We start from the raw sequence: 19,580 nt of genomic DNA on the forward strand, positions 1-19,580 counted from the left end.
ACACCCGGTGAAAAAGAAACGGTTCCCGGGAATCGACGCTGCCCCATGCAGGTGCATCGCGCGGGGCAGCGTTGACACCCGCTTTCGCCGGGTGCTCCCATGGAAAGACCGGCGGCGGTGGGGCGTGGAGGGGTCAGGATGGGTGACGAAGCTGTGTTCACCGATTTCCCGGTCGAGATCAGAAGGCGCGCCGCGAGCTACCTCGGCGTGACTTCCGCGGCCGGAATTCCCGAAGTGTCCCGCATCGGGTCCGAAGGAACGGAGAGTTCCGAAAACACCGAGCGCTCCGAAGGAAAGGAAGGCACCGAAGGCAGCGAGACCACCGAGCGTTCCGAGATGACGGAAACCAGCGAGAACACCGAGACCAGCGAATCGATGGAGCGGTATGCCGGGTTCCGCTGACGACGACGAATCCGTCCCGATCGGCGACCCGTTCATCCCGGCCGAAGCGCGGCCCGCGGTGGTCGACGAGCTGGCGCGAACCGCTTGGCAGGTCGCGGCGGCCCTCGAAGTCTGGGAAACCAGCGGCCGATGACGTTCCTGGTCATCGCCGCGGACACGGACGAGACGGCGGCCCGGTTCGCCGCTTTCGCGACCTCGCAAGGGGTTGCGGCGGTCATCGCGCACGAGTTCGGCCGGGTCGGCGTCTCGGTGCGGTCGACTCGCGAGCGGATTTGCCGGGCGCGGCTGACGTTCGACGGCGCCGAAGTGGCCGGGATCCTCAACCGCGGGACCGGCGGCTGGGGTGACGAGCAGGATCCGGACCGCGCCTTCGCCGCGGCCGAGACCTACGCGGCGTTCTGGTCGGCGGTCGCCCTGTGGCCGGGGCCGGTGGTCAACCGGCCGTCGGAGCACGGGTTCTTCGCGCGCCTGGACCCACTCGAACTCGCGAGTGCCGGGGTGGTCGAGCCACCGCGCACGGTGATCCTCAACGACGGTACGGCGCCGGGACAGGAGGTGTACCGGATTCCCGAGTGGACAGTGCTGGACCCGGACGCCCCGCGCAGCCGGTTCGATGTCGTCCAGATCGGCGACCCGGGCCGCACCCGCCGGTTCGTCGTCGCCGGAGCCGAGACCTTCGAGGCGGGTGACGCGCGAGCACGGCCCGACGCGGAGACGGCGGATCGGGTGGCCCCGATCGTCGCCTGGATCCGAAGGCGGGGAACGATGTTCGCCGACTTCCGGGTGGACCTGGAGGTGGGAATCCCGCGGCTGGCCGACGTCTCGTGCTGGCCGGGGCACCACCTGTTCCCGGACTTCGAGGACCAGGTCTACGCGGCCCTGCTGGCCGGGCTAACCTCATGATCCTCTGCCTCGGTGTCGCCGCCGACCCGACCTTCACGGCCGGGCTGCGGGCGCTGCGCGGGGCCGGGGTCGCGTTCCGGCCGGTCGACCTGCCCTCGCTGGCCATGCGCGGCCGCATCCGGATTCCCTTGGACAGCCCGGCCGATACCCAGCTGTCGCTGGACGGCGAAACCCACCGCGCCGGTGATTTCGCCGCCGTCTGGTGCCGGCTCGTGGACGTCGCCTCCGCGGCTCCGACGCCCGAACTCGCCGCGGCCTCCGCGGGCCAGATCGAGGCGCTGGCGCGGATCCTCGAATTCCTGCCCGGCAAGGTGATGAACCCGCCGCTGCGCGAAGCGTCCGGGTTCACCAAGCTGCTGCACGCGGTGACCCTCGGCGAAGTCGGCGGGTGGCAGGTCCCGGAAACCTGCCTCACCTCGGACCCGCAGGAGGCGCTGGACTTCGTCCGCGGCTGCCGGGCCGGGGCGATCTTCAAGGGCGCCAGCGCCACGAAGACGTGGGCGACGGTCTTCGAGCCGCACCACGAGTCCCGGCTGCCGCGGCTCGTCGACTTGCCGGTGCTGTTCCAGGAGCGGATCACCGGGCCGGACGTGCGGATCCACGTCGTGGGCGACCGGTCGTTCGGCGAGCTGATCGACTCGCCGGTGCTCGACTACCGGACCGTCCGGGGCGTCAACGACTACCGGCCGCTTGTGCCGCCGCGAGAGATCGCCGAAGGCTGCGCGCGGCTGACCGCGCACTGCCGCGTCCCCCTGCTGGGCGTCGACTTCAAGATCGAGCGCGCCACCGGGGAATGGTTCTTCCTGGAGGCGAACTCGATGCCGTGCTTCGAGGGCTACGACGAGCGGGCCGGCGGCGCCATCTCGCGCGCGATCGTCGAGTGGCTCGTCACGCCGTGACGCCGTGCTCCGCGCAGAGGCACCCGATGCCCGGCTCGATCCACTCTCGGCCGGCCCACTCGGGGTGGCGCTCGACGAGCAAAGCGCGCACCTCGGTGGTGAGCTCGTCCACGCCCATCGCCGAATCCCGGCGGCGCCAGGTTTCGTCGCGGAGTTCGCGCAGGTAGTCGCGGACGTCGGTGAGCACCGGCAGCCCTCCGAGGGCGCCGTGGCCCGGTACGACCACTCGCGGTCCGGCCGCGATCAGCCGGTCCAGCACCGCGAGCCAGCCCACGCCCGAGACGTCCGTGTCGTGCGGCGGGAACCACGGGAAGATCGCGAACTGCCCGGTTTCGGCCAGGTCGCCGGTGAACAACACGCCGGCGTCCGGGACCTCGACGACCTGGTCGCCGGCGGTGTGACCCCGGCCCGTGGGCCGCAGCCGGACGGTCCGGCCGCCGAGGTCGAGCGTGTGCTCGTCGTAGACCACGTCGGGGGTGGGCACGCTGACGCCGTCGAGGCGGCGGGCGATCGTCTCGCCCAGGCCGCGGAACATCTCCAGGTAGCCGGGGCCCCGGGTGTCGAGGTCTTCGGCCTGGCCACGGTTGACGAGGTAGGTGGCTTCACCGGCGAACACCTGCGCGCCGAACGCGTGCTCGGGGTGGAAGTGGGTCGTGGTCAGATAAAGGCGACGGCCCTTCGCCACTTCGCGCGCGAAGGCCAGCACCTGCTCGGCGTTGGCGGTGCCGATGCCGGTGTCGACGACCAGGACGGCCTCGGTGCCGCCGACGACGCCGATGTTCGGCACCAAATCGACGTGGTCGTTCGGGATCACCAGCAGGTCGGGGGCGATCTCCCGGGCGCCGGCGACACGCACGGCGGGATCGTTCAGCTCGGTCATGCCCCGATTCCACCGCCGCTCGTCCGCCGCCGTCCAAGACCGGTTCGGTGGCGCCGATACCGGGCGCCTATCGTCGCCGGTCATGGAGTTGCGCACGCTGCGGTACTTCGTCGCGGTCGCCGAGGAACTCCACTTCGGCCGGGCCGCGGCGCGGCTGCACATGAGCCAGCCGCCGCTGAGCCGGGCGATCAAGCAACTGGAAACCGACGTCGGGGCCGTCCTGCTGCTGCGGTCCGCCGCGGGCGTCGCGCTCACCCCGGCGGGAACGGCGTTGCTGGCCGAAGCGCGGGCGCTGCTCGACCAGGCCGACCAGGCTCGCGTGCGCGTCGCCGCGGCGGCGGGCACACCGACCCTGACCGTCGGCATCCTCGGTGACGGGGCCGACCCCGCCGCGACCCGGCTCGCCGAGGCCCACCGGGCCCGGCACCCGGACGTCGAGGTCCGCGTCCGCGACGCCGACCTCACCGACCCGACCTGCGGCCTGCGCGCCGGGCTCGTCGATGTCGCGCTGACCCGCGGGCCGTTCGACCAGACCGGCCTGACGGTGCACGAGCTGCGCGCCGACCCGGTGGGCGCGGTGCTGCGGGCCGACGACCCGCTGGCCGGCCGCGATCACCTCGCGCTCGCCGACCTGGCCGGACGGCGCTGGTTCCGGTTCCCGGACGGCACCGACCCGGTCTGGCAGGCGTACTGGCACGGTGGCGAACCCCGCGAGGGGCCGGTGGTGCGGGCCGTCCAGGAATGTCTGCAGGCCGTGCTGTGGAACGGCACGGTCGGGCTGATGCCGCTCGGGCACCGGCCGCCGGGGGAGCTGGCCGTGGTGCCGTTGCCGGACATGGCCCCGAATCCGGTGGTCGTCGCTTGGCAAGACGGCGACGCGAACCCGCTGATCCGCTCGTTCGCCCGGATCGCGGCGGCCGCCTACCGGGCGTGAACGGCGACAGACTCGTGCCCGATGAAAAATGAACGTTCATTCGCTATGCTGGCCGCATGCGTTCCGCCAGCCGAACCGCCGAGCACGTCGCCCTGTTCCGCGCCCTGGAGACCCGGCGCCGCGACCGGCTCTTCGCCGACGACCTCGCCATCCGGTTCCTGCCGGCCCGCTACCGCTGGCTCGTGCGGGTCGCGGCCGTCCGGCCGCTCGGGCACGGCATCGCGCGCGCGATCGACCACTTCTACCCGGGCGGGCCGCGCATGTCGGCGGTCGCCCGCACCCGGCTGATCGACGACCTGCTCATCGAGGCCGAGCCGGACCAGGTGCTCCTGCTCGGGGCCGGGTACGACAGCCGCGCCCACCGCATCCCCGGCGGGTTGCCCACCTACGAGGTCGACCACCCTCTGACCCAGCGGGCCAAGCGGCAGCGCGTCGCGGACCGGCCGCACGTGCACTACGTCCCCGTCGACCTCGGTACCGACAGCCTCGTCACGGCCCTCGACGGCTTCCCGCGCAAGCGCACGGCCGTCGTCTGGGAAGGCGTCACCAACTACCTCACCGAGCAGGCCGTCGACTCGACGCTCCGCGACCTCGCCGCCATCACCGCGCCGGGCAGCACGATCATCTTCACCTACGTCGACCGGGCGGTGCTCGGCGCCGACGTCGCCTGGCAGCGGAAGGTCGCGCAGGTCGGTGAACCGTGGACGTTCGGCTTCCGGCCCGCCGACGTCCCCGGGTACCTGGCCGAACGAGGTCTGGACCTCAAGGGCGACCTGTCGGCGAAGGACGCGGCCGCCCGCTACCACCGGGGCGAGCCGGCCGCCGAGTTCTACCGGATCGCGTGGGCGGTGGTCCGGTAGATGCCCAAGGTCAGCGAGGAACACCTGGCGAGCCGCCGCCGTCAGATTCTCGACGCCGCGGCCGGCTGCTTCGCCCGCGCCGGGTTCCACCGCACTTCGATGCAGGACATCGTCAAGGAGTCCGGCCTGTCCGCCGGGCTGATCTACCGGTACTTCACCGGTAAGGAGGACATGATCCTCGCGATCGTCGGCGAATGGCACACGGCCCGGGCGACCGGCCTGGGCGACGCCGACGATCCCCTGGCCGGCTACCTCGGCCTGTTGCGGGAGATCGCCGGGCCGGACGCGGCACAGCAGCGGAACCTCGGGCTGCAGGCGTGGGCGGAAACCGTCCGCGAACCCCGGATCCGCGCCCTGGCCCGTCAAGGCGTCGACGACCAGCGGGAGGCGTTCGGCGACGTCGCACCGGACGCCGTGATCCGGGTGCTCGTGGCCATCTACCAGGGTTTGCTGCTGCAGGCTTCGTGGGACGACGAGCTGGACGCCGAGGCGTTCGTGGAGGCGGTCCGGGAGCTGGTGCAGCGTCGCTAGACCACCGGTGGGCGGCGGACGTCGTAGAGATCCCAGTCCAGCTGCCAGAACGCGTCGATGCCGTGCTCGCGGATGTACTTCCGCTCGGTGTCGTGCACCGGGTAGCAGCCCGCGATGCTGATCGGCGCGCCACCGATGTCGATCAGCGTGTACTGGTGCGCGTCGAGGCCCGCGGGCGCCGAAACCGCGAACGCCGTCATCGACGACTCCGGGGCGATCGGCTGGCCGAAGTCGATGGTGTCGCCGTAGACGAACGGGCACGTCCCGCGCAGCTGCTCGGCCAGGTAACCGATGGCCAGGGCCCAGACCGGGTCGTCGGACCGGACGCTGATCCACAGCTCGGGCCGGACGCCGTGCCAGTCCGGGTGGTCGGCCAGCGAGAGGCCGTAGGTCGCGCCGGTGAGGTAGCGCGGCTCGGGTTCGTCGGCGTAGACGAACGAGATGACGTCGTCGAGCCCGGGCTGCGTCGACGGGATGGGCTGCAGCCGGGGCGCGGCGGACCCGGTCAGGGTGTCGAGATGGGCGAAATACCGCTCGGCACGGCTCGGCATGGCGCGCAGCATACGACCGGCCGGGCGTCTGCGTGGGTTATCCCGTTGGCCCGGGCGCGGCAAGATCGGGCAGGGTGGGAAGCATGCGAGTGCTTGTGATCGGCAGCGGAATCGGCGGCGCGGCGACGGCCTGGCACCTGGCGGGCCGCGGCGCGGAAGTGATCGTCGCGGACGCGGCGCGCCCGGGGACGGCGACCGAAGCCGGCGCCGGCATCGTCAGCCCCTGGACATCGCGCTGGGACGACGCGGTCTACCCGCTCGCGGCGGCCGCGGGCCGGTACTACCGGGAGTTCACCGCGGAGCTCGAAGGTTCGTCGTTCGAGGTGGTCGGCGGAATGGTGGTCTCGGCCGACGACGCGGAACTGGCCGAAGCCCACGAGCGGCTGACGTCGCGGGCGGCGGACGCGCCCGAGATGGGCGAGGTCCGGCTTCTCGACCCGGCGCAGGCCCGCGAGCTGTTCCCGGCGCTGGCGCCCGGGCTGGGCGCGGTGCACCTGGCGGGCGCCGGGCGCGTCGACGGCCACTCGCTGCGCCGCGCCTTGCTGGCGGCCGCCGAGGCGAGAGGCGCGAAGTTCGTCGAGGGCGAGGTCGCGTTCCGCGCGGACGGCACGGTGGCGACCCCGGACGGCCCCCTGGACGCGGACAGCGTGGTGGTGGCGGCCGGCGCGTGGAGCCGCGAACTGCTGGCCCCGCTGGGAATCGACCTGCCGGTGACGCCGCACCGCGGCCAGATCAGCCACTTCGACCTGCCGGGCACGGAAACCGCGGCCTGGCCGGTGGTCCTGCCCCGCACCAGCCACTACCTCCTGGCCTTCGGCGGCGGCCGGGTGGTGGCGGGCGCGACACGCGAGGCGGAGGCGGGCTTCGACTACCGCGTCACGGCGGCCGGGCAGCGCGAGGTGCTGGAGAACGCCCTGACAGTGGCACCGGGTCTCGCGGACGCCACCCTCGCGGAGACCCGGGTCGGTTTCCGCCCGGGAACACCCGACGGCCTGCCGATCCTGGGGACGATCCGGCCGGGCCTGGCGGTGTCGACGGGTTTCGGCGCCGGTGGGCTGACGAACGCGCCGTTCGCGGGCAAGCTCGTGGCGGCCCTGGCCCTGGGGGAGGACCCGGGCTTCGACCTGAGCCCGTTCGCCCCGGACCGGTTCGCGGGCCTCAGCCCTCGGTGACCAGCTCCAGCGCGTGCTCGCCGGTGCGCTCGACCACCAGGCCCGCCTTGGTGATCACCTTCACCAGCTGGTCCACAGTGGACGGATCCGCGCGCGTGGCCGCCAGCACGTGCGCCAGGCGGCCCTTGTACGCCTTGTTGAAGTGGCTCACCGTCACGCGCTCGCCGCGGGCGTTCTCCGTCACCACCCGGACGGTCACCGCGTCCGGGCGCAGCTTGGCGAACGCCGAGTACGTGCCCGAGCGCAGGTCGACGACCAGGCCTTCGACCGCCTGCAGCACCGGCTCGAGGACCGGCTTCCACAGCCCGCGGACCGTGCCCAGCGCCGGCAGCGAGTTCCCGCCCGAGAGGCGGTACGCCGGGATCGGATCGGTGGCCGACACCACGCCGAACAGCGACGACGTCACCGCCAGCCGCCGGTGGGCCTTCTCCAGCCCCGCCCTCGTGAAGCTCTTCACGTCCAGCGCGTCGTACAGGACGCCGGTGTAGCGGCGCAGCGCCGGCATCGTCGGGGACGTCCACAGCTGCGCGTTGCGCGCGACCTCGCCCGCCTGCCGCTCGGTGAGGCTTAGGGCCGCGATGCTCGCCGGGACGTCGGCGGCCAGCTCCACCAGCGCGTCGGCCAGCTTCGTGCGCGTCGGGTTCAGCTCGGGGAACGACAGCCCGTCGAGGTGGAGCGGGCCGCCGCGGCCGCCGTCGGCCTTGGTCTCGGAAGGGGGGAGGAGCACCAGCACGCCCCGAGCGTAAATCGGGGTGCGTGGGCGCCGCTGCCCGGCCTAGCCTCCCGGCATGGACCTGACCTGGCGACCGTTGGCCCTCGACGACGCTTCCGCCCTCGCCCGGCTGTACGCGGCGGCCGAGGAGGTCGACCGGACGGGTGAGCACTTCAGCGCGGAGGACCTCCGCGAAGAGCTGGCGGGCCCCAACGTCGACCTGGCCCGCGCCACCGTCGGCGCCTGGGCCGGCGACCGGCTGATGGGTTACGGCCTGGTCCGCCGCCGCGACGCCGCCGACCCCGTGCACATGATCCGGCTCCAATCGATCGTGCACCCGGACCACCGGACCGACGCCGTCGGCGCTCACCTGGTCGAGTGGTTCGCGCGCACCAGCCGCGAGGTCCACGAGCGCGTCTTCCCGGGCGCGCCTCTCGAACTGCACTACGGCAGTCACGAGAACGAGCGCTGGATCGCGGGTGTCCTCACCCGCGCGGGCTACACGAACAGCCGGACGATGGTCACCATGCGCGTCGGCCTCGCCGACCTGCCGCCGCAGCCTCCGCTACCCGACGGGTTCGCGGCGGTGCCGTTCGACTTCAAGTACGACCTCGCCGCGCTCGACGCCCGCAACGACACCTTCGCCGACCACTGGGGCAGCACGAGCTACGAGCCGGACGCCTGGCGCCACCTGGTCACCGGCTCGAAGGACTTCCGCCCGGAGCTGTCGTTCCTCGTCCTGGACGGCGACAAAGTGCTGGCGTTCGTGCTGAGCCACCACTACGTGTCCGAAACCGAGGCGACCGGCATCCGCGAGCTCTACGCGACCTGGGTGGGCACCCGGTCGGCCCTGCGCGGCCGCGGCATCGCGTCCGGCCTGCTGGGACACACCCTCCTGGCGGCGAAGGAGGCGGGATTCGACCGGTCGGCCCTCAACGTCGACGTCGACAACGCCCACCGCGCGCTGGGTGTCTACGAACGCTGCGGATATCGCGTCGTCGACGAATGGCACGTGTACGTGCTCAAGCCTGGACGAGGTTGAGCAGCTCCTCGCCCTGCGCGTACCGCCGCAGCTGCTCCGCAGCGAGCTTTTTCGCGCGCGGGTAGAACGACGCCGACCCGCCCGCGATGTGCGGGGTGATGACCACGCCGGGAACCGTCCACAGTGGATGGTCCGCGGGCAGGGGTTCGGGGTCCACGACGTCGAGACCGGCGCGGAGGCGCCCGGTGCGCGTCTCGGCGAGCAACGCGTCCGTGTCGATCGCCGTGCCGCGGCCGACGTTGACCACCAGGGCGTCGTCGGGGAGGGTGGCGAGCTCGGCGGCGCCGATGAGGCCGCGCGTCGCGGGGGTGTCCGGCAGGACCAGCACGACGATGTCGGCTTCGGGCAGCAGCGCGGGCAGCTCGGCGACGCCGTGGACGCCCTCGTCCGGGCGGGGACGGCTCGCCACCCGCGTCACCACGGCCTCGGCCGCGACGAGCTGGCGTTCGATGGCTTGCCCGATCGAGCCGTACCCGACGAGGAGGACCCGGCTGTCGGCCAGCGACCGCGTGTGCTCCCGCACCCACTCGCCGCGGGTCTGCTGCGCGAACCAGCGCGGCAGGTCCCGCTGCGCGGCGTGGATGAGCGCGAGGGCGTGCTCGGCGACGCTCAGGTCGTGCAGCCCGCGCCCGTTCGCGAGACGCACGCCCTCGGGCAGCAGCGGCACGATCGCCTCGACGCCGGCCGACAGCGACTGCACCACCCGCAGCGACGGCAGTTCCCGGATCAGTTTCGGCGGCTCCGATCCTCGGTCGTAGGGCAGCACGTAGAACTCGACGTCCCCGAGATCGGCCGGAGGAGCGCCGGCGCCGTCGTAGTACGCGGCGCCGAGCCCCTCCGGCACGTCGATGTCGGTCCACGGCAGCAGTACGCGAGCGCTCATGCCGCCTTTCTACCCGCTACCGCGTGTAGTAGCCCTGCAGGTCGACGACCAGGTGCGTCGAGCCTGCAGAGTTGAGCACGTCGAAGCGCGCTCCCGAGCCCAGCCGGACCGTCGCGGCGTTGGACGTGTTCTCGCCCGCCATGACGTTCACCGTCGAGGGCACGCCGCTGTAGGGCAGGTCGTGCGACCAAGCGGCCAGGAACGTCGTGGCGCTCGGCTGGACGCCGGTGACGTTCACCGCCGCGGCGGTCGCACCGGACGGCAGGCCGGCGGCCGGCACCGTGACGATCCCGCCCGGGCCCAGCGGCGCCGCCGTGCCGGTGCGGGTGTCGACCAGGCGGGTGGGCGTGCCCAGCGCCGCGTACCGGCTGCCCGCGTCACCGGGGACGAACGAGCCGACCAGGGACAACAGGACGTGGCTCTGGCCGTGGTGCAGGAAGATGCGGATGGCGCCGTCGTCGCCGATCCGCACCAGCGACTGGGTCGCGCGGTGCTCGTTCGGCACGATGTTCAGCGTCGACGGGCCGGGCGTGCCCTGGGCGAAGACGCTGAAGAAGGTGTCGGAGTCGCTTTCGGTCCCGGTGAGGTTGACGGCCACCGCGACGGCGTCGGCGGGGACGCCCGCGACGCCGCGGACCGGCACCGTCACGACCTCGCCCGGGGTCAGCCGGCCCGGGTGCCCGCCGAGCGACGTGCGGGTGTCGAGAACCAGGTCGGGCTTGTCCTTCGGCTGGTAGGTCGACTCGCCGGAGGCGCTGTAGTAGCCGAGGTAGTCGACGATGACGTCGATGTTCCCGGCGTTGTTGCGGACCTTGATCCGGCCGTCCGCACCGACCGGGACGATCGCCATGCCGGCGGCGGTGCGGCCGCCGGTGATGTTGACGTTGGACGTCGTGGGCAGGGCGTCGCCGTAGGCGGTCAGGAAGGTGCTCGCGGTGCCACCGGTGCCGACCAGGCTGACCGCGACCGCGCTCGCGGCGGCGGGCAGGCCGGGGACGGCGACGGACACGGATTCGCCGGCCGCGACGGGCTTCTTGTGGCCGCCGGTGTCGGTGCGGGTGTCGAGCACGCGCTGGGCGGCGGGCAGGGCGGTGTAGGCGTCGCCGCGGAGGCGGAGGCCGATCCAGCCGGCGATGTCGTCGACGCGGGTCTCGACGGTGCCCTGCCGGGTCTCGGTCGAGCCGAGGCAGCCGGCCTGCCAGGAGGCGTGGTGGATGCCGGCGAGCTCGACGACGCCGTTGCGCTCGCGCAGGAGGGGACCGCCGGCGTCGCCCTGGCAGGTGGTGGCGGCCGCCGGGTCGCCGAGGACGGCGAGGGTGGTTGCGGTGACGCTCTGCACGGAGGCGGGGACGGTGTGGAGCTGGTCGGGGACCCATTCGGTGGCGGTCCGGCCGTAGCCCGCGATGCGCAGGGTCTCGTTCGGCGCGGGGGCGGCGGTGCCGATGGCGACGGGTGTGACGCCGGTGACCGGCGCGGCCAGCTTGGCGAGGGCGAGGTTGCGGTCGGCCCGGAAGAGGAGGTCGACGACGGCGCGTTCGGTGCCGACGGCGCCCCGCTGCCCGACGATCGCCTTGGTGGCGAGCTTCGGCGCACCGGCTTGGCCGCCGTTCTCGGGGAAGCAGCCGGCGGCGGTGACGACCCACTGCGGCGCGACCAGGGCACCGCTGCACCCGTGCAGCCCGCCGACGTCGATCTTGGTGGCGAAGGTGTAGGCGCCCTCGGCGGCCGGGCTGCCCCCGGTGACGGCGGCCGAGGGAACGGCGGCGAGAAGGCCGGCCACCGCAACGGCGGCGAGCGTGACCCCGGCTCTTCCGGGCATGGCGAAGGCACCCCTGACGGGCGGCATGGATCCCCCTGTGATTCGGAAACTTCGTCGCGAACGGGAAATGTCGCGGTCACCCCGCACCAAGGACCCCCCGTTCCTGGTCGCGCCGATGCTAGCCGGTTGTGTTGGCGGCGGGCCAGTAGTCGGAAGACGGGTGGGGAGGGGGTTGGGCCGAACGGACGATCATGGGGCCGGCCGGGGCTCGGTGGGGCGGGAATCGGTGTGGGACAGGGGATTCCGGCACACGGCTCGCCCGGGGCAGTATCGGTCGGCGGGGGTGCGGTGGGCGCGGTGCGCGGGTCGCTTCGGGCCGGGTTGGGTGGGTGTGGCAGCTGGCGGCTGGCGGGGGTGCGGTGGGCGCGGTGCGCGGGCTGGTCGCTTCGGGCCGGGCTGGTTCGGTGCGGCAGCCGTCGGCCGCGCCGTCGCGGGGCCGGCCAGGCAGCGTCGGCCGGTGTGGGCTCGGTGAGCGGGCCGGTCGGTTCGACGCAACCCGCCCTCCCGGCCGAGCTCAGTGCGCGCCCGCCGATACGCAGAACTCGTTGCCCTCCGGGTCCACCAGGACCGTCCAGGCCAGGCCCGGGACCTCGTGCTCCGCCACCTCCTTCGCGCCCAGCCCCACCAGCCGGGCCACCTCGGCCTTGCGGTCTTCGCAGCCGAAGTCGACGTGGACGCGGTTCTTGCCCGCTCTCGGCTCCGGGACTCGCTGCAGCCCCACCGTCAGGCCGCCCTCCGGTGGGGCCAGCATCAGGAAGTCGCCGTGGTCCTGGGCCACCTTCGTGCCCAGCGCCGCCGTCCAGAACTCCGCCAGGCTCTTCGGGTCGGCGCAGTCGATCGTGATCATGCCCATTTGCATCGCCATGCCCCGAAGCTAGCGGCCACCACCGACAAAACCGGCCGCCGAGTAACCCGTTGGAGTCACGGCGGGGGGATTGACTACCCTGAGCGGGACTTTCACACCCGCCCGGCGCAGGGAGCCCCGCAGTGATCACCAGGACTTCGTCGTTGTTCCTTCGCACGTTGCGCGAGGATCCGGCGGACGCCGAGGTACCGAGCCACCGGCTCCTGGTACGTGCCGGCTATGTCCGCCGGGTCGCTCCGGGCGGGTACTCCTGGCTGCCGCTCGGCCTGCGGGTGCTGCGCCGCATCGAGGCCGTCGTGCGCGAGGAGATGAACGCCATCGGCGCGCAGGAGATCCAGTTCCCCGCGCTGCTGCCGAAGGAGCCCTACGAGGCCACCGGCCGCTGGACCGAGTACGGCGACGGCCTCTTCCGCCTCAAGGACCGCAAAGGCGCCGACTACCTCCTCGGCCCGACGCACGAGGAGCTCTTCGCCCTCACCGTCAAGGGCGAGTACAGCTCGTACCGCGACTACCCGGTCACGCTCTACCAGATCCAGACCAAGTACCGCGACGAAGCGCGCCCCCGGGCCGGCATCCTGCGCGGCCGCGAGTTCGTCATGAAGGACTCCTACTCCTTCGACCTCGACGACGACGGCCTCGCGCGCTCCTACCAGGCCCACCGGGACGCCTACACGAAGCTGTTCGACCGGCTGGGCCTCGAATACGTCGTCGTGAAGGCGACGTCGGGGGCCATGGGCGGCTCGGCGTCCGAGGAGTTCCTCGCGGTCGCCGAGACGGGCGAGGACACCTACGTCCGCAGCACCGAGTCCGGCTACGCGGCGAACGTCGAAGCCGTCGTCACGCCGGTGCCCGCCGCGCAGCCGATCGAGGGCCGGCCCGAGGCGCAGGTGCACCACACGCCGAACACGCCGACCATCGAGACGCTCGTCGACTTCCTCAACAACGCGGGCCTGGGCCGCACGTTCACCGCCGCGGACACGCTGAAGAACGTCATGCTCAAGACGCGTCAGCCGGGCTCGGCCGAGTGGCAGCTCGTCTGCGTCGCCGTCCCGGGCGACCGCGAAGTGGACATGAAGCGCCTCGAAGCGTCGCTGGAGCCGGCCGAGGTCGCGCTGCTCGACGAGGCCGACTTCGCGAAGAACCCGTTCCTCGTCAAGGGCTACATCGGCCCGAAGGCGCTGCAGGACAACGGCGTGCGCTACCTCGCCGACCCGCGGATCGTCCCCGGCACCGCCTGGGTCACCGGGGCCGACAAGGTCGACCACCACGTCGTCGACCTGCTCGCCGGGCGCGACTTCACCCCGGACGGCACCATCGAGGCCGCCGAGGTCCGCGAGGGCGACGCGTCGCCGGACGGGCACGGCACCCTGGTCGCCGCGCGCGGCATCGAGATCGGGCACATCTTCCAGCTGGGCCGCAAGTACACCGACGCCTTCGAGGTCGACGCGCTCGGCCCCGACTCGAAGCCGATCCGGATCACCATGGGGTCCTACGGCGTCGGCGTCTCGCGGCTGGTCGGCGTGCTCGCCGAGCAGAACCACGACGACCTCGGCCTGATCTGGCCGCGCGTGGTCTCGCCGTTCGACGTGCACATCGTCATCGCGGGCAAGGACGAGGCGGTCGCGGCCGGCGCCGAGAAGATCGCCGCCGAGCTGGACGCGGCCGGCGTCGAGGTCATCCTCGACGACCGGAAGGCCACCCCGGGCGTCAAGTTCGCCGACGCCGAGCTGGTCGGTGTCCCGACCATCCTGGTCGTCGGGCGCGGCCTGGCCAACGGCGTCGTCGAGGTCAAGGACCGGCGTTCCGGCGAGCGCGAGGAGATCGCGGTCGACGCCGTCGTCGAGCACCTGGTCAAGCTCGTCCGGAGCTGAGATGAACCGGCGCTCCGACGATGAGACGCCGGGGTACGAGGACAACGCGGCGCTCCGCGGGTTCGGCGGTTACGAACCCGCGGACGCCCCGCGCGCGCAGCCGAAGCGGATCCGGCCGAAGCTGAAACCGCTGAAGTGGCGGCGGGCGCCGTGGTTCGGCCTGGTGTTCATCGCCCTGGTCGCCGGCGTGCTGAACGCGCTGGGCGTCGGCAAACCGCACCCGGCCTCGTCCTCGCCGTCACCCGCGCCGCTGGTGGTGACACCCTCGCCGCGTGCGGTGGTGCCGGCGGCGGTCGAGGGCTGGCAGTCCGTGGCCGGTCGCGACGGCGCGTACGCCTACGACGTCCCGCCGAGCTGGCAGCCGGCGCCCGACACCCAGCACGGCTGGGCCGGGATCAGGCTGATCACCAGCGCCTTCCCGGGCAAGTGCGGCGGGGGCGCCGGCCTCACCACGGAGCCGCTGGCCGACCTCGATGCGGCAGCCCGCAAGGCGGCGACGGACCTGGCGAACGGCGCGTATGGTGCGGTGCCGGAGATCGGGCCCGGCGCGGACGCGCAGGTTCCCCGGGCCGACGGCGCGGCGGTTCCCGCCCGGGTGCTGGTCGCTTCGGTGACCCCGGCGCAGACGGGGGAGTGCGCCGTCCCGCACGCGCAGCTGGCGGTGCTGGCGTTCGGTGGGGATTCGGGGACGTCCGGCGTGCTGGTGGCGTACGGGGAATCGGCGCCCGACGACTTGGTGCGGATCGTGCGGAGCTACCGGTTCGTCCCGGCGGCGGACCGGGCGACGACGACCCCGCCGCCGACGACCGTCCGCTAGAGCGGCCGGCTTTCGTACGCTTCGAGGTCCCCGACGATCCAGCCGTGCGTGAATTCGTCTTCCGCGGCGGTCGCGCCGACCACCGAGCGGACGAAGAAGTCCTCCTGGGTCACGTCGAGGTCGTCGTCGAGCATGGCGATCGAGTCCGGCCAGGCGTCGGGGACGTGCTCGGTGAGGATCTGCATCGGGGCGTTGCGGAGATTTGCGTCGATGCTGGAGCCGGCGATGTCGAGGTCGATCTCGCGGGGGAGCTCCTCGATGATGCCGAGGGCTTCGTCTTCCAGGGCGATGCAGTTGGTGAAGTCGACGTGTTCGAGAGCTTTGAGCCAGGGTAGCTGGCTGATTTCGATGAGGGAGACGCAGCCGCCAAGGGCGATGCTGCGCAGGCCGGTCATGGCGCCGACGCCGTGGAGGCTTTCGAGTTCGGAGTCCGGGGCGTCGAGGACTTCGAGGTTGCTGCAGCCCGCAAAGGTTTCGAGGTCGGTCAGTGGCCACTCGGGGATGCGGAGCCAGCGCAGCGCGGGCAAGGACAGCTGAACGGTCTCGCTGTTCGACAGCCGGAAGTTTTCGATCTCCAGGATTTCGAGTTCGTCGAGCGAGCTGAGCGCGGCGAGGTTGGTGAGCTCGACTTCTCCTACGGCGCTGATGCGCAGGTCGGTCAGGTTGGGGGTGGCCAGGAAGAAGGCGCAGTCCAGCAGCAAGGGATCGATCGGATTCCAGAACTGCAGGTCGAGGGTCGTGATGCTCTCGTTGCGCGGCAGTGAGCTCGGGTCGGTCGGCTCATCGAACAAGATGTCCGCGAAGAGGGTTTGCAGACCTGGTAGGCCCAGGAGATCGGCGAAGTCGGCGACGTAGATGTCGGATTCGATGCTCACCCCGGTCAGCCGTACCGTCGCGTCCAGCCCGTCGGCCATCCACTGCATATCCGGGGAAATCACGTGCACCAGGTAGTCCCGCCCGAGCTGTCCTGTGAACGGAATCCGGGTGGTGTCGAGCAGGTGCACCGCGGTCGGGGCGTGCAGCTCGGTCAGCACCTGCGCCGCGTACTCCGCGGGCGGGAAAAAGGACCATGCCTCGATCAGGCTCTGGGCGAGTGACCGCCGGAGCGTCGCCGGAAGATCGATCAGGACGCCGAGCGCGCGGGTGGTGCCAATCCGGCCCAGCGCCTCGACGCACCGCTCGAGGGCGAGGTCGTCGGCATCGAGCAGGAATCGCTCGATCAGGCCGACACTCGTGTCCCCGCCGGCGACGAGCTTCAGCATCGCGTCGCTGTTGAGCGGCGGGACCAGCGACTCGAGGTACGACTCCAGCCTGCGGGTCACGCTCTCGTCCACCCGCAGGCACGCGTCGACGCAGTTCATCACCAGGCTGTAGGCGTACTCCTGGTCCCCGCCCGAGGCGGTTTCCGCGCGCGAGAGCAGGTTCCCGAGCAAGCCGGTCGCTTCGCCGGGGCGGGCCATCCCGACCGCCAGGGCGATGACTCCACCGTAGGACGGGTCGCCGGACCACTTCAGCAGCGCGCCGAAGTCCCCTTGGTCGCTCATCCAGCGCGCCCCGAGGAACTCCAGGAAGGTCCGGTGGGCGAAGTCGATGACGTCCGTCGCGGGTTCGCGCAGGATGGACCGCTCGACGAGGTCCTGCAGCGCCGCTTCGGCGGTGATGGTGTCCTGGCGGAGCGTCCGGAGCGTCTGCCGGACGTGGCTGAGGGCCTTCTCCTTCGCGATCTCCGACTGGTCGTTGCGGATCAGCCACTGGGCCAGGTCTTCGAGCAGGGCCAGCCGTTCCTCGGGGTCGAGTGGCGAGCCCGCGATACTGCGTTCGGTGTCCCGCCGCCCGGCCAGCATGACGAGCGCCGTTTCGTACAGCTCGAGACGTCGGCGCGGGAGGCTGCTGACGCCCTTCCTCGCGTACGCCAGCGCACACAGCGCCGCGCAGAGCAGCGGCGTGCGGGCCAGGTCGAGCAGGGCCGGACTGGTCAGGATGTGCTCGGCGACGAGCTTTCCCTTGGCGCGGTGGCTTTCCTGCTGTTCCTTCGGCAGGGTGGTGCTCGTCGACAGGTGCCAGTGCCGCACCAGGGCCGAAATCTGGTCCGGCCCCATCGGTTCGAGCTGGGCCATGCTGTACCGCCCCAGCCGGAAACCCGGGTGCCGGAGCGCCGCCGGGCGTCCGCTGATGATGAACACGTTCTCGGGGAAGGCACTCAGCAGTTCGTCGAGCCAGTTCTGCACCGCCGGGCGGCGGGAGACCGGCAGCTCGTCGAGGCCGTCGATCAGCACGATCGCCCGGCCACTGGCCAGCAGGGCCGTGCACCAGCGGGACGGCTTCCGGGCGCTGAGGCTCGGCGCCAGCTCGTCGGTGAGCGACTCGACATCCGGCAGTGGCTGCTCCACGTAGCGGCGGAGCCACACCATGAGCGGGATCCGGCCTTTCCAGTGCTCCAGCTTCGGCGGCAGCTGGTCGCGAGCGGCGGTCACGGCGATCCACTGCAGCAACGTCGTCTTGCCCGAGCCGGCCTCGCCGATCAGCACCTGGCGCGTGGCCGACGCGAGAACGTTGACCACGTCGTTGCGGCGGCCGCCCGACCACGTGCGGTCGTCGTCCCACTGGCCGCTGGCCGCCGACAACGCCACGAACGCCGGGGTCAGGGCGTACCGCTCCACCGAGCGGGCCAGGTCGATGCCGAGAATTTCCAGGTGGTCGAGGCGGTTGCTGATCGCGCGCAGGTAGTCCGTCGTGTAGGCGGCGGCCGAGAGCTGGTCGTGCTCCGTCTCGTCGCGGGCTCGCTGCTGCCGGGGAACGCTGCTCAGCGCCGTTTCCAGCGCCTTCGGCAGGTCCGTCTCGCGCTCGAGCGCCCCGGACAACGCTTCGCGGCGCAGGTCCGGGACGCCCAGGTACGCCCCGACCAGGAACGCCGTGACGTCGGACAGGAAGTAGCCCTCGGCCGGGGTGCTCGCGTCGCCGAGGAGTGGCCGGAGGGTCGCCGCTTCGACCGCGTGGGACCTGGCGACCAGCCGGAGGCGGGACGTCACCAGCCGGAAGAACCCGGCATCGTCGATCCCGTAGGCGTCAGCGGCTCGTTCGAGGTGCTCCAGCAGCACCTCCTCGAGGTCCTCCAGGAGCCGCTGTGCCTTCCGCTTCTCCTTGCGATCCCGGCCCAGCGCGAGGACTTCCTCACGAGAATCCCACCGGTGGAGCCGGAGCAGGGCCGACAGCAGGGCATCGGCGACGTGCTCCGGGGAGTACGTCGTCCGGTCGATCGCGTCGAGCAGCGCGAACGCGAACTCGGCCGCGTGACCCGCGGCGGCCTCCTGCCAGCCGGCCCGATCCGACTCCGCCTTGCCCGACAACAGGTCGCTGATCCCGCGGATGACCCCGACCGCCACCCCGGACCGGGCCGACGCCGCTTTGACGAACCCCAGCCCCTCCTGTTCCGTCGCCACCACCTGGCTGTAGTGGCGTTTGATGACCTCCGCGGTGGGGGCCGAGGCGTCCGCGACCACCTTGCCGCCCGCGGCGATCGGCTCGACGACGACCGCGAAACCGGTCAGCTCGTGCCGCAGGTACCGGGCCGCCTGCACGAGCTCGTAGGACGCCGTGCCGACCTGGCCGCGCGGGACGAACGCGTCGAAGACTTCCTTGCCGTACTCGTAACCGTGCACTTCGGTGGCGAACACGACGTCGCCCAGCGAGACGTCCTTGACGCCGCCCGCCACGCCGACGAACAGCGCGACCTCGGGGGAGAAGTGCTGGAGCGCGCGTTCCGTCGAATAGCTCGCCTCTTCGTTGCCGCGGCCGATTTCCGCGACCGCCACCGTCCAGGCGCCGGAACTCCCGACGAGGTAACGGCTGCCCTGATCGTGCGTCTGCCAGGTTTGGCCCGCCAACCGGTCGGCGACCGCTGCGAACTCGACCGGCAGGGCGGTGAGGACGACCGCCGTCCGGGTCATTCCTTGGAATCCGTGCCGGAAGGTGCGCGCAGGCGGTCCCAGTTCCTGCTGTCGCGCTCGATGGCGCGGTTGAGTTCGCCGTAGATCCGCTCGACGTCCTGCTTCAGTTCCTCCGGCGAAAGGTCCTTGCTGGTGCAGTACCGCAGCTCCCGCGAGATGTTTTCGAGGTCGCGGACGGTCTGCGTGCGCAGGATCCACAGTTCGCGGTGGGAGAAGAAGGCATCCGCCGCCGCGAGGACGGTGATCAGCGCGCCCAGCCCGAGCGCGATGTTGGCGAACAGATCGGCGTGGCCGTCGACGTTGCGCAGCCCGAGCAGGACGCTGATCGTCGCGGACAGCAGCACCGTCGACAGCCGCAGCCCGAACGCCTTCCGCTTGTCGCGCTTGCGGCGCTTCGAGTACCGCCGCAGCTGCTGGTCGAGTTCGGAGCGCAGGAAGGCCAGCTCGCCGGTGGGCTCTTCGGACACGACGTCGAATGTAGCACCGGCGCCG

Annotated in this window: 19 protein-coding genes; 11 read left to right on the forward strand and 8 right to left on the reverse strand. The window is 72.0% G+C overall.

Translation table 11 applies throughout. The features are described 5' to 3' along the window. Positions 1-138 precede the first annotated feature (138 nt). The 4 genes from ACWEF6_RS11175 to ACWEF6_RS11190 are packed head-to-tail and all read left to right on the forward strand — an operon-like array spanning position 139 to position 2,204. A complete protein-coding gene (locus ACWEF6_RS11175) occupies positions 139-402 on the forward strand; it encodes a hypothetical protein (protein WP_449682783.1) in 264 nt (87 codons plus the stop codon). Beyond that, complete coding sequence (locus ACWEF6_RS11180) at positions 386-535, forward strand: hypothetical protein (RefSeq protein ID WP_449682784.1); 150 nt, start codon at positions 386-388, stop codon at positions 533-535. Before ACWEF6_RS11175 ends, ACWEF6_RS11180 begins: the two co-directional genes overlap by 17 nt. Next, a complete protein-coding gene (locus ACWEF6_RS11185) occupies positions 532-1,305 on the forward strand; it encodes a hypothetical protein (RefSeq protein ID WP_449682785.1) in 774 nt (257 codons plus the stop codon). Before ACWEF6_RS11180 ends, ACWEF6_RS11185 begins: the two co-directional genes overlap by 4 nt. Continuing rightward, a complete protein-coding gene (locus tag ACWEF6_RS11190; protein WP_449682786.1) occupies positions 1,302-2,204 on the forward strand; it encodes a hypothetical protein in 903 nt (300 codons plus the stop codon). Before ACWEF6_RS11185 ends, ACWEF6_RS11190 begins: the two co-directional genes overlap by 4 nt. On the opposite strand, the gene ACWEF6_RS11195 is transcribed toward ACWEF6_RS11190, so the two are convergent. After that, complete coding sequence (locus ACWEF6_RS11195) at positions 2,194-3,084, reverse strand: MBL fold metallo-hydrolase (protein WP_449682787.1); 891 nt, start codon at positions 3,082-3,084, stop codon at positions 2,194-2,196. The two genes, ACWEF6_RS11190 and ACWEF6_RS11195, sit on opposite strands and share 11 nt — an antisense overlap. Positions 3,085-3,166: 82 nt before the next feature. Between ACWEF6_RS11195 and ACWEF6_RS11200 the strand changes: the two genes are divergently transcribed. Genes ACWEF6_RS11200 through ACWEF6_RS11210 form a run of 3 tightly spaced genes read left to right on the forward strand, consistent with a single transcriptional unit; the run spans position 3,167 to position 5,409 of the window. Beyond that, the gene (locus tag ACWEF6_RS11200; protein ID WP_449682788.1) at positions 3,167-4,018 is read left to right on the forward strand and encodes a LysR family transcriptional regulator; all 852 of its coding nucleotides are present in this window, start codon (positions 3,167-3,169) and stop codon (positions 4,016-4,018) included. Positions 4,019-4,074: 56 nt separating this feature from the next. Further along, a complete protein-coding gene (locus ACWEF6_RS11205; protein ID WP_449682789.1) occupies positions 4,075-4,878 on the forward strand; it encodes a class I SAM-dependent methyltransferase in 804 nt (267 codons plus the stop codon). Then, entirely contained in the window at positions 4,879-5,409 is a 531-nt protein-coding gene (locus tag ACWEF6_RS11210) for a TetR/AcrR family transcriptional regulator (RefSeq protein WP_449682790.1), read from the forward strand. It begins immediately after the preceding gene. Here the strand turns inward: ACWEF6_RS11210 and ACWEF6_RS11215 are convergent. After that, the gene (locus ACWEF6_RS11215) at positions 5,406-5,960 is read right to left on the reverse strand and encodes a suppressor of fused domain protein (protein WP_310974353.1); all 555 of its coding nucleotides are present in this window, start codon (positions 5,958-5,960) and stop codon (positions 5,406-5,408) included. The genes ACWEF6_RS11210 and ACWEF6_RS11215 overlap by 4 nt on opposite strands. 83 nt (positions 5,961-6,043) lie before the next feature. Here ACWEF6_RS11215 and ACWEF6_RS11220 point away from each other — a divergent pair, with 83 nt between their 5' ends. Continuing rightward, a complete protein-coding gene (locus tag ACWEF6_RS11220; protein ID WP_449682791.1) occupies positions 6,044-7,132 on the forward strand; it encodes an NAD(P)/FAD-dependent oxidoreductase in 1,089 nt (362 codons plus the stop codon). Here ACWEF6_RS11220 and yaaA read toward each other — a convergent pair. Then, entirely contained in the window at positions 7,119-7,865 is a 747-nt protein-coding gene (gene yaaA, locus ACWEF6_RS11225; RefSeq protein WP_449682792.1) for a peroxide stress protein YaaA, read from the reverse strand. The genes ACWEF6_RS11220 and yaaA overlap by 14 nt on opposite strands. A gap of 55 nt (positions 7,866-7,920) precedes the next feature. Between yaaA and ACWEF6_RS11230 the strand changes: the two genes are divergently transcribed. Then, a complete protein-coding gene (locus ACWEF6_RS11230; protein WP_449682793.1) occupies positions 7,921-8,886 on the forward strand; it encodes a GNAT family N-acetyltransferase in 966 nt (321 codons plus the stop codon). Here the strand turns inward: ACWEF6_RS11230 and ACWEF6_RS11235 are convergent. From ACWEF6_RS11235 to ACWEF6_RS11245, 3 genes are all read right to left on the reverse strand, one after another. Then, positions 8,867-9,769 (reverse strand): 2-hydroxyacid dehydrogenase, encoded by a 903-nt coding sequence (locus ACWEF6_RS11235; protein WP_449682794.1) that lies wholly within the window; start codon positions 9,767-9,769, stop codon positions 8,867-8,869. The two genes, ACWEF6_RS11230 and ACWEF6_RS11235, sit on opposite strands and share 20 nt — an antisense overlap. Positions 9,770-9,785: 16 nt before the next feature. Beyond that, on the reverse strand, positions 9,786-11,588 hold the full coding sequence (locus ACWEF6_RS11240; protein WP_449682795.1) for a S1 family peptidase: 1,803 nt from the start codon (positions 11,586-11,588) through the stop codon (positions 9,786-9,788). Positions 11,589-12,102: 514 nt separating this feature from the next. After that, positions 12,103-12,453, reverse strand: coding sequence for a VOC family protein (locus ACWEF6_RS11245; protein WP_449682796.1), 351 nt, complete (start codon positions 12,451-12,453; stop codon positions 12,103-12,105). Positions 12,454-12,575: 122 nt separating this feature from the next. On the opposite strand from ACWEF6_RS11245, the gene ACWEF6_RS11250 reads away from it, so the two are divergent. Together ACWEF6_RS11250 and ACWEF6_RS11255 are read left to right on the forward strand one after the other, a co-directional pair. Further along, positions 12,576-14,324, forward strand: coding sequence for a proline--tRNA ligase (locus tag ACWEF6_RS11250; protein WP_449682797.1), 1,749 nt, complete (start codon positions 12,576-12,578; stop codon positions 14,322-14,324). Position 14,325: 1 nt separating this feature from the next. Then, positions 14,326-15,141, forward strand: coding sequence for a hypothetical protein (locus ACWEF6_RS11255; RefSeq protein WP_449682798.1), 816 nt, complete (start codon positions 14,326-14,328; stop codon positions 15,139-15,141). Here the strand turns inward: ACWEF6_RS11255 and ACWEF6_RS11260 are convergent. Both ACWEF6_RS11260 and ACWEF6_RS11265 read right to left on the reverse strand, forming a co-directional pair. Continuing rightward, positions 15,138-19,088 carry an NACHT domain-containing protein gene (locus tag ACWEF6_RS11260; RefSeq protein ID WP_449682799.1) on the reverse strand — a complete coding sequence of 1,317 codons (3,951 nt, stop codon included), beginning with the start codon at positions 19,086-19,088 and terminating at the stop codon, positions 15,138-15,140. The genes ACWEF6_RS11255 and ACWEF6_RS11260 overlap by 4 nt on opposite strands. Further along, the gene (locus tag ACWEF6_RS11265) at positions 19,085-19,555 is read right to left on the reverse strand and encodes a DUF4231 domain-containing protein (protein WP_449682800.1); all 471 of its coding nucleotides are present in this window, start codon (positions 19,553-19,555) and stop codon (positions 19,085-19,087) included. The genes ACWEF6_RS11260 and ACWEF6_RS11265 overlap by 4 nt, the downstream gene beginning before the upstream one ends. Positions 19,556-19,580: the final 25 nt, after the last annotated feature.

Source organism: Amycolatopsis sp. NPDC004772 (genome assembly GCF_053601215.1).

Bases quoted from the DNA above. Each gene is read 5' to 3' on its own strand.
- ACWEF6_RS11175 (WP_449682783.1), top strand. From the start codon at position 139: ATGGGTGACGAAGCTGTGTTCACCGATTTCCCGGTCGAGATCAGAAGG.
- ACWEF6_RS11180 (WP_449682784.1), top strand. From the start codon at position 386: ATGCCGGGTTCCGCTGACGACGACGAATCCGTCCCGATCGGCGACCCG.
- ACWEF6_RS11185 (WP_449682785.1), top strand. From the start codon at position 532: ATGACGTTCCTGGTCATCGCCGCGGACACGGACGAGACGGCGGCCCGG.
- ACWEF6_RS11190 (WP_449682786.1), top strand. From the start codon at position 1,302: ATGATCCTCTGCCTCGGTGTCGCCGCCGACCCGACCTTCACGGCCGGG.
- ACWEF6_RS11195 (WP_449682787.1), bottom strand. From the start codon at position 3,084: ATGACCGAGCTGAACGATCCCGCCGTGCGTGTCGCCGGCGCCCGGGAG.
- ACWEF6_RS11200 (WP_449682788.1), top strand. From the start codon at position 3,167: ATGGAGTTGCGCACGCTGCGGTACTTCGTCGCGGTCGCCGAGGAACTC.
- ACWEF6_RS11205 (WP_449682789.1), top strand. From the start codon at position 4,075: ATGCGTTCCGCCAGCCGAACCGCCGAGCACGTCGCCCTGTTCCGCGCC.
- ACWEF6_RS11210 (WP_449682790.1), top strand. From the start codon at position 4,879: ATGCCCAAGGTCAGCGAGGAACACCTGGCGAGCCGCCGCCGTCAGATT.
- ACWEF6_RS11215 (WP_310974353.1), bottom strand. From the start codon at position 5,960: ATGCCGAGCCGTGCCGAGCGGTATTTCGCCCATCTCGACACCCTGACC.
- ACWEF6_RS11220 (WP_449682791.1), top strand. From the start codon at position 6,044: ATGCGAGTGCTTGTGATCGGCAGCGGAATCGGCGGCGCGGCGACGGCC.
- ACWEF6_RS11230 (WP_449682793.1), top strand. From the start codon at position 7,921: ATGGACCTGACCTGGCGACCGTTGGCCCTCGACGACGCTTCCGCCCTC.
- ACWEF6_RS11235 (WP_449682794.1), bottom strand. From the start codon at position 9,769: ATGAGCGCTCGCGTACTGCTGCCGTGGACCGACATCGACGTGCCGGAG.
- ACWEF6_RS11240 (WP_449682795.1), bottom strand. From the start codon at position 11,588: ATGCCCGGAAGAGCCGGGGTCACGCTCGCCGCCGTTGCGGTGGCCGGC.
- ACWEF6_RS11245 (WP_449682796.1), bottom strand. From the start codon at position 12,453: ATGGCGATGCAAATGGGCATGATCACGATCGACTGCGCCGACCCGAAG.
- ACWEF6_RS11255 (WP_449682798.1), top strand. From the start codon at position 14,326: ATGAACCGGCGCTCCGACGATGAGACGCCGGGGTACGAGGACAACGCG.
- ACWEF6_RS11260 (WP_449682799.1), bottom strand. From the start codon at position 19,088: ATGACCCGGACGGCGGTCGTCCTCACCGCCCTGCCGGTCGAGTTCGCA.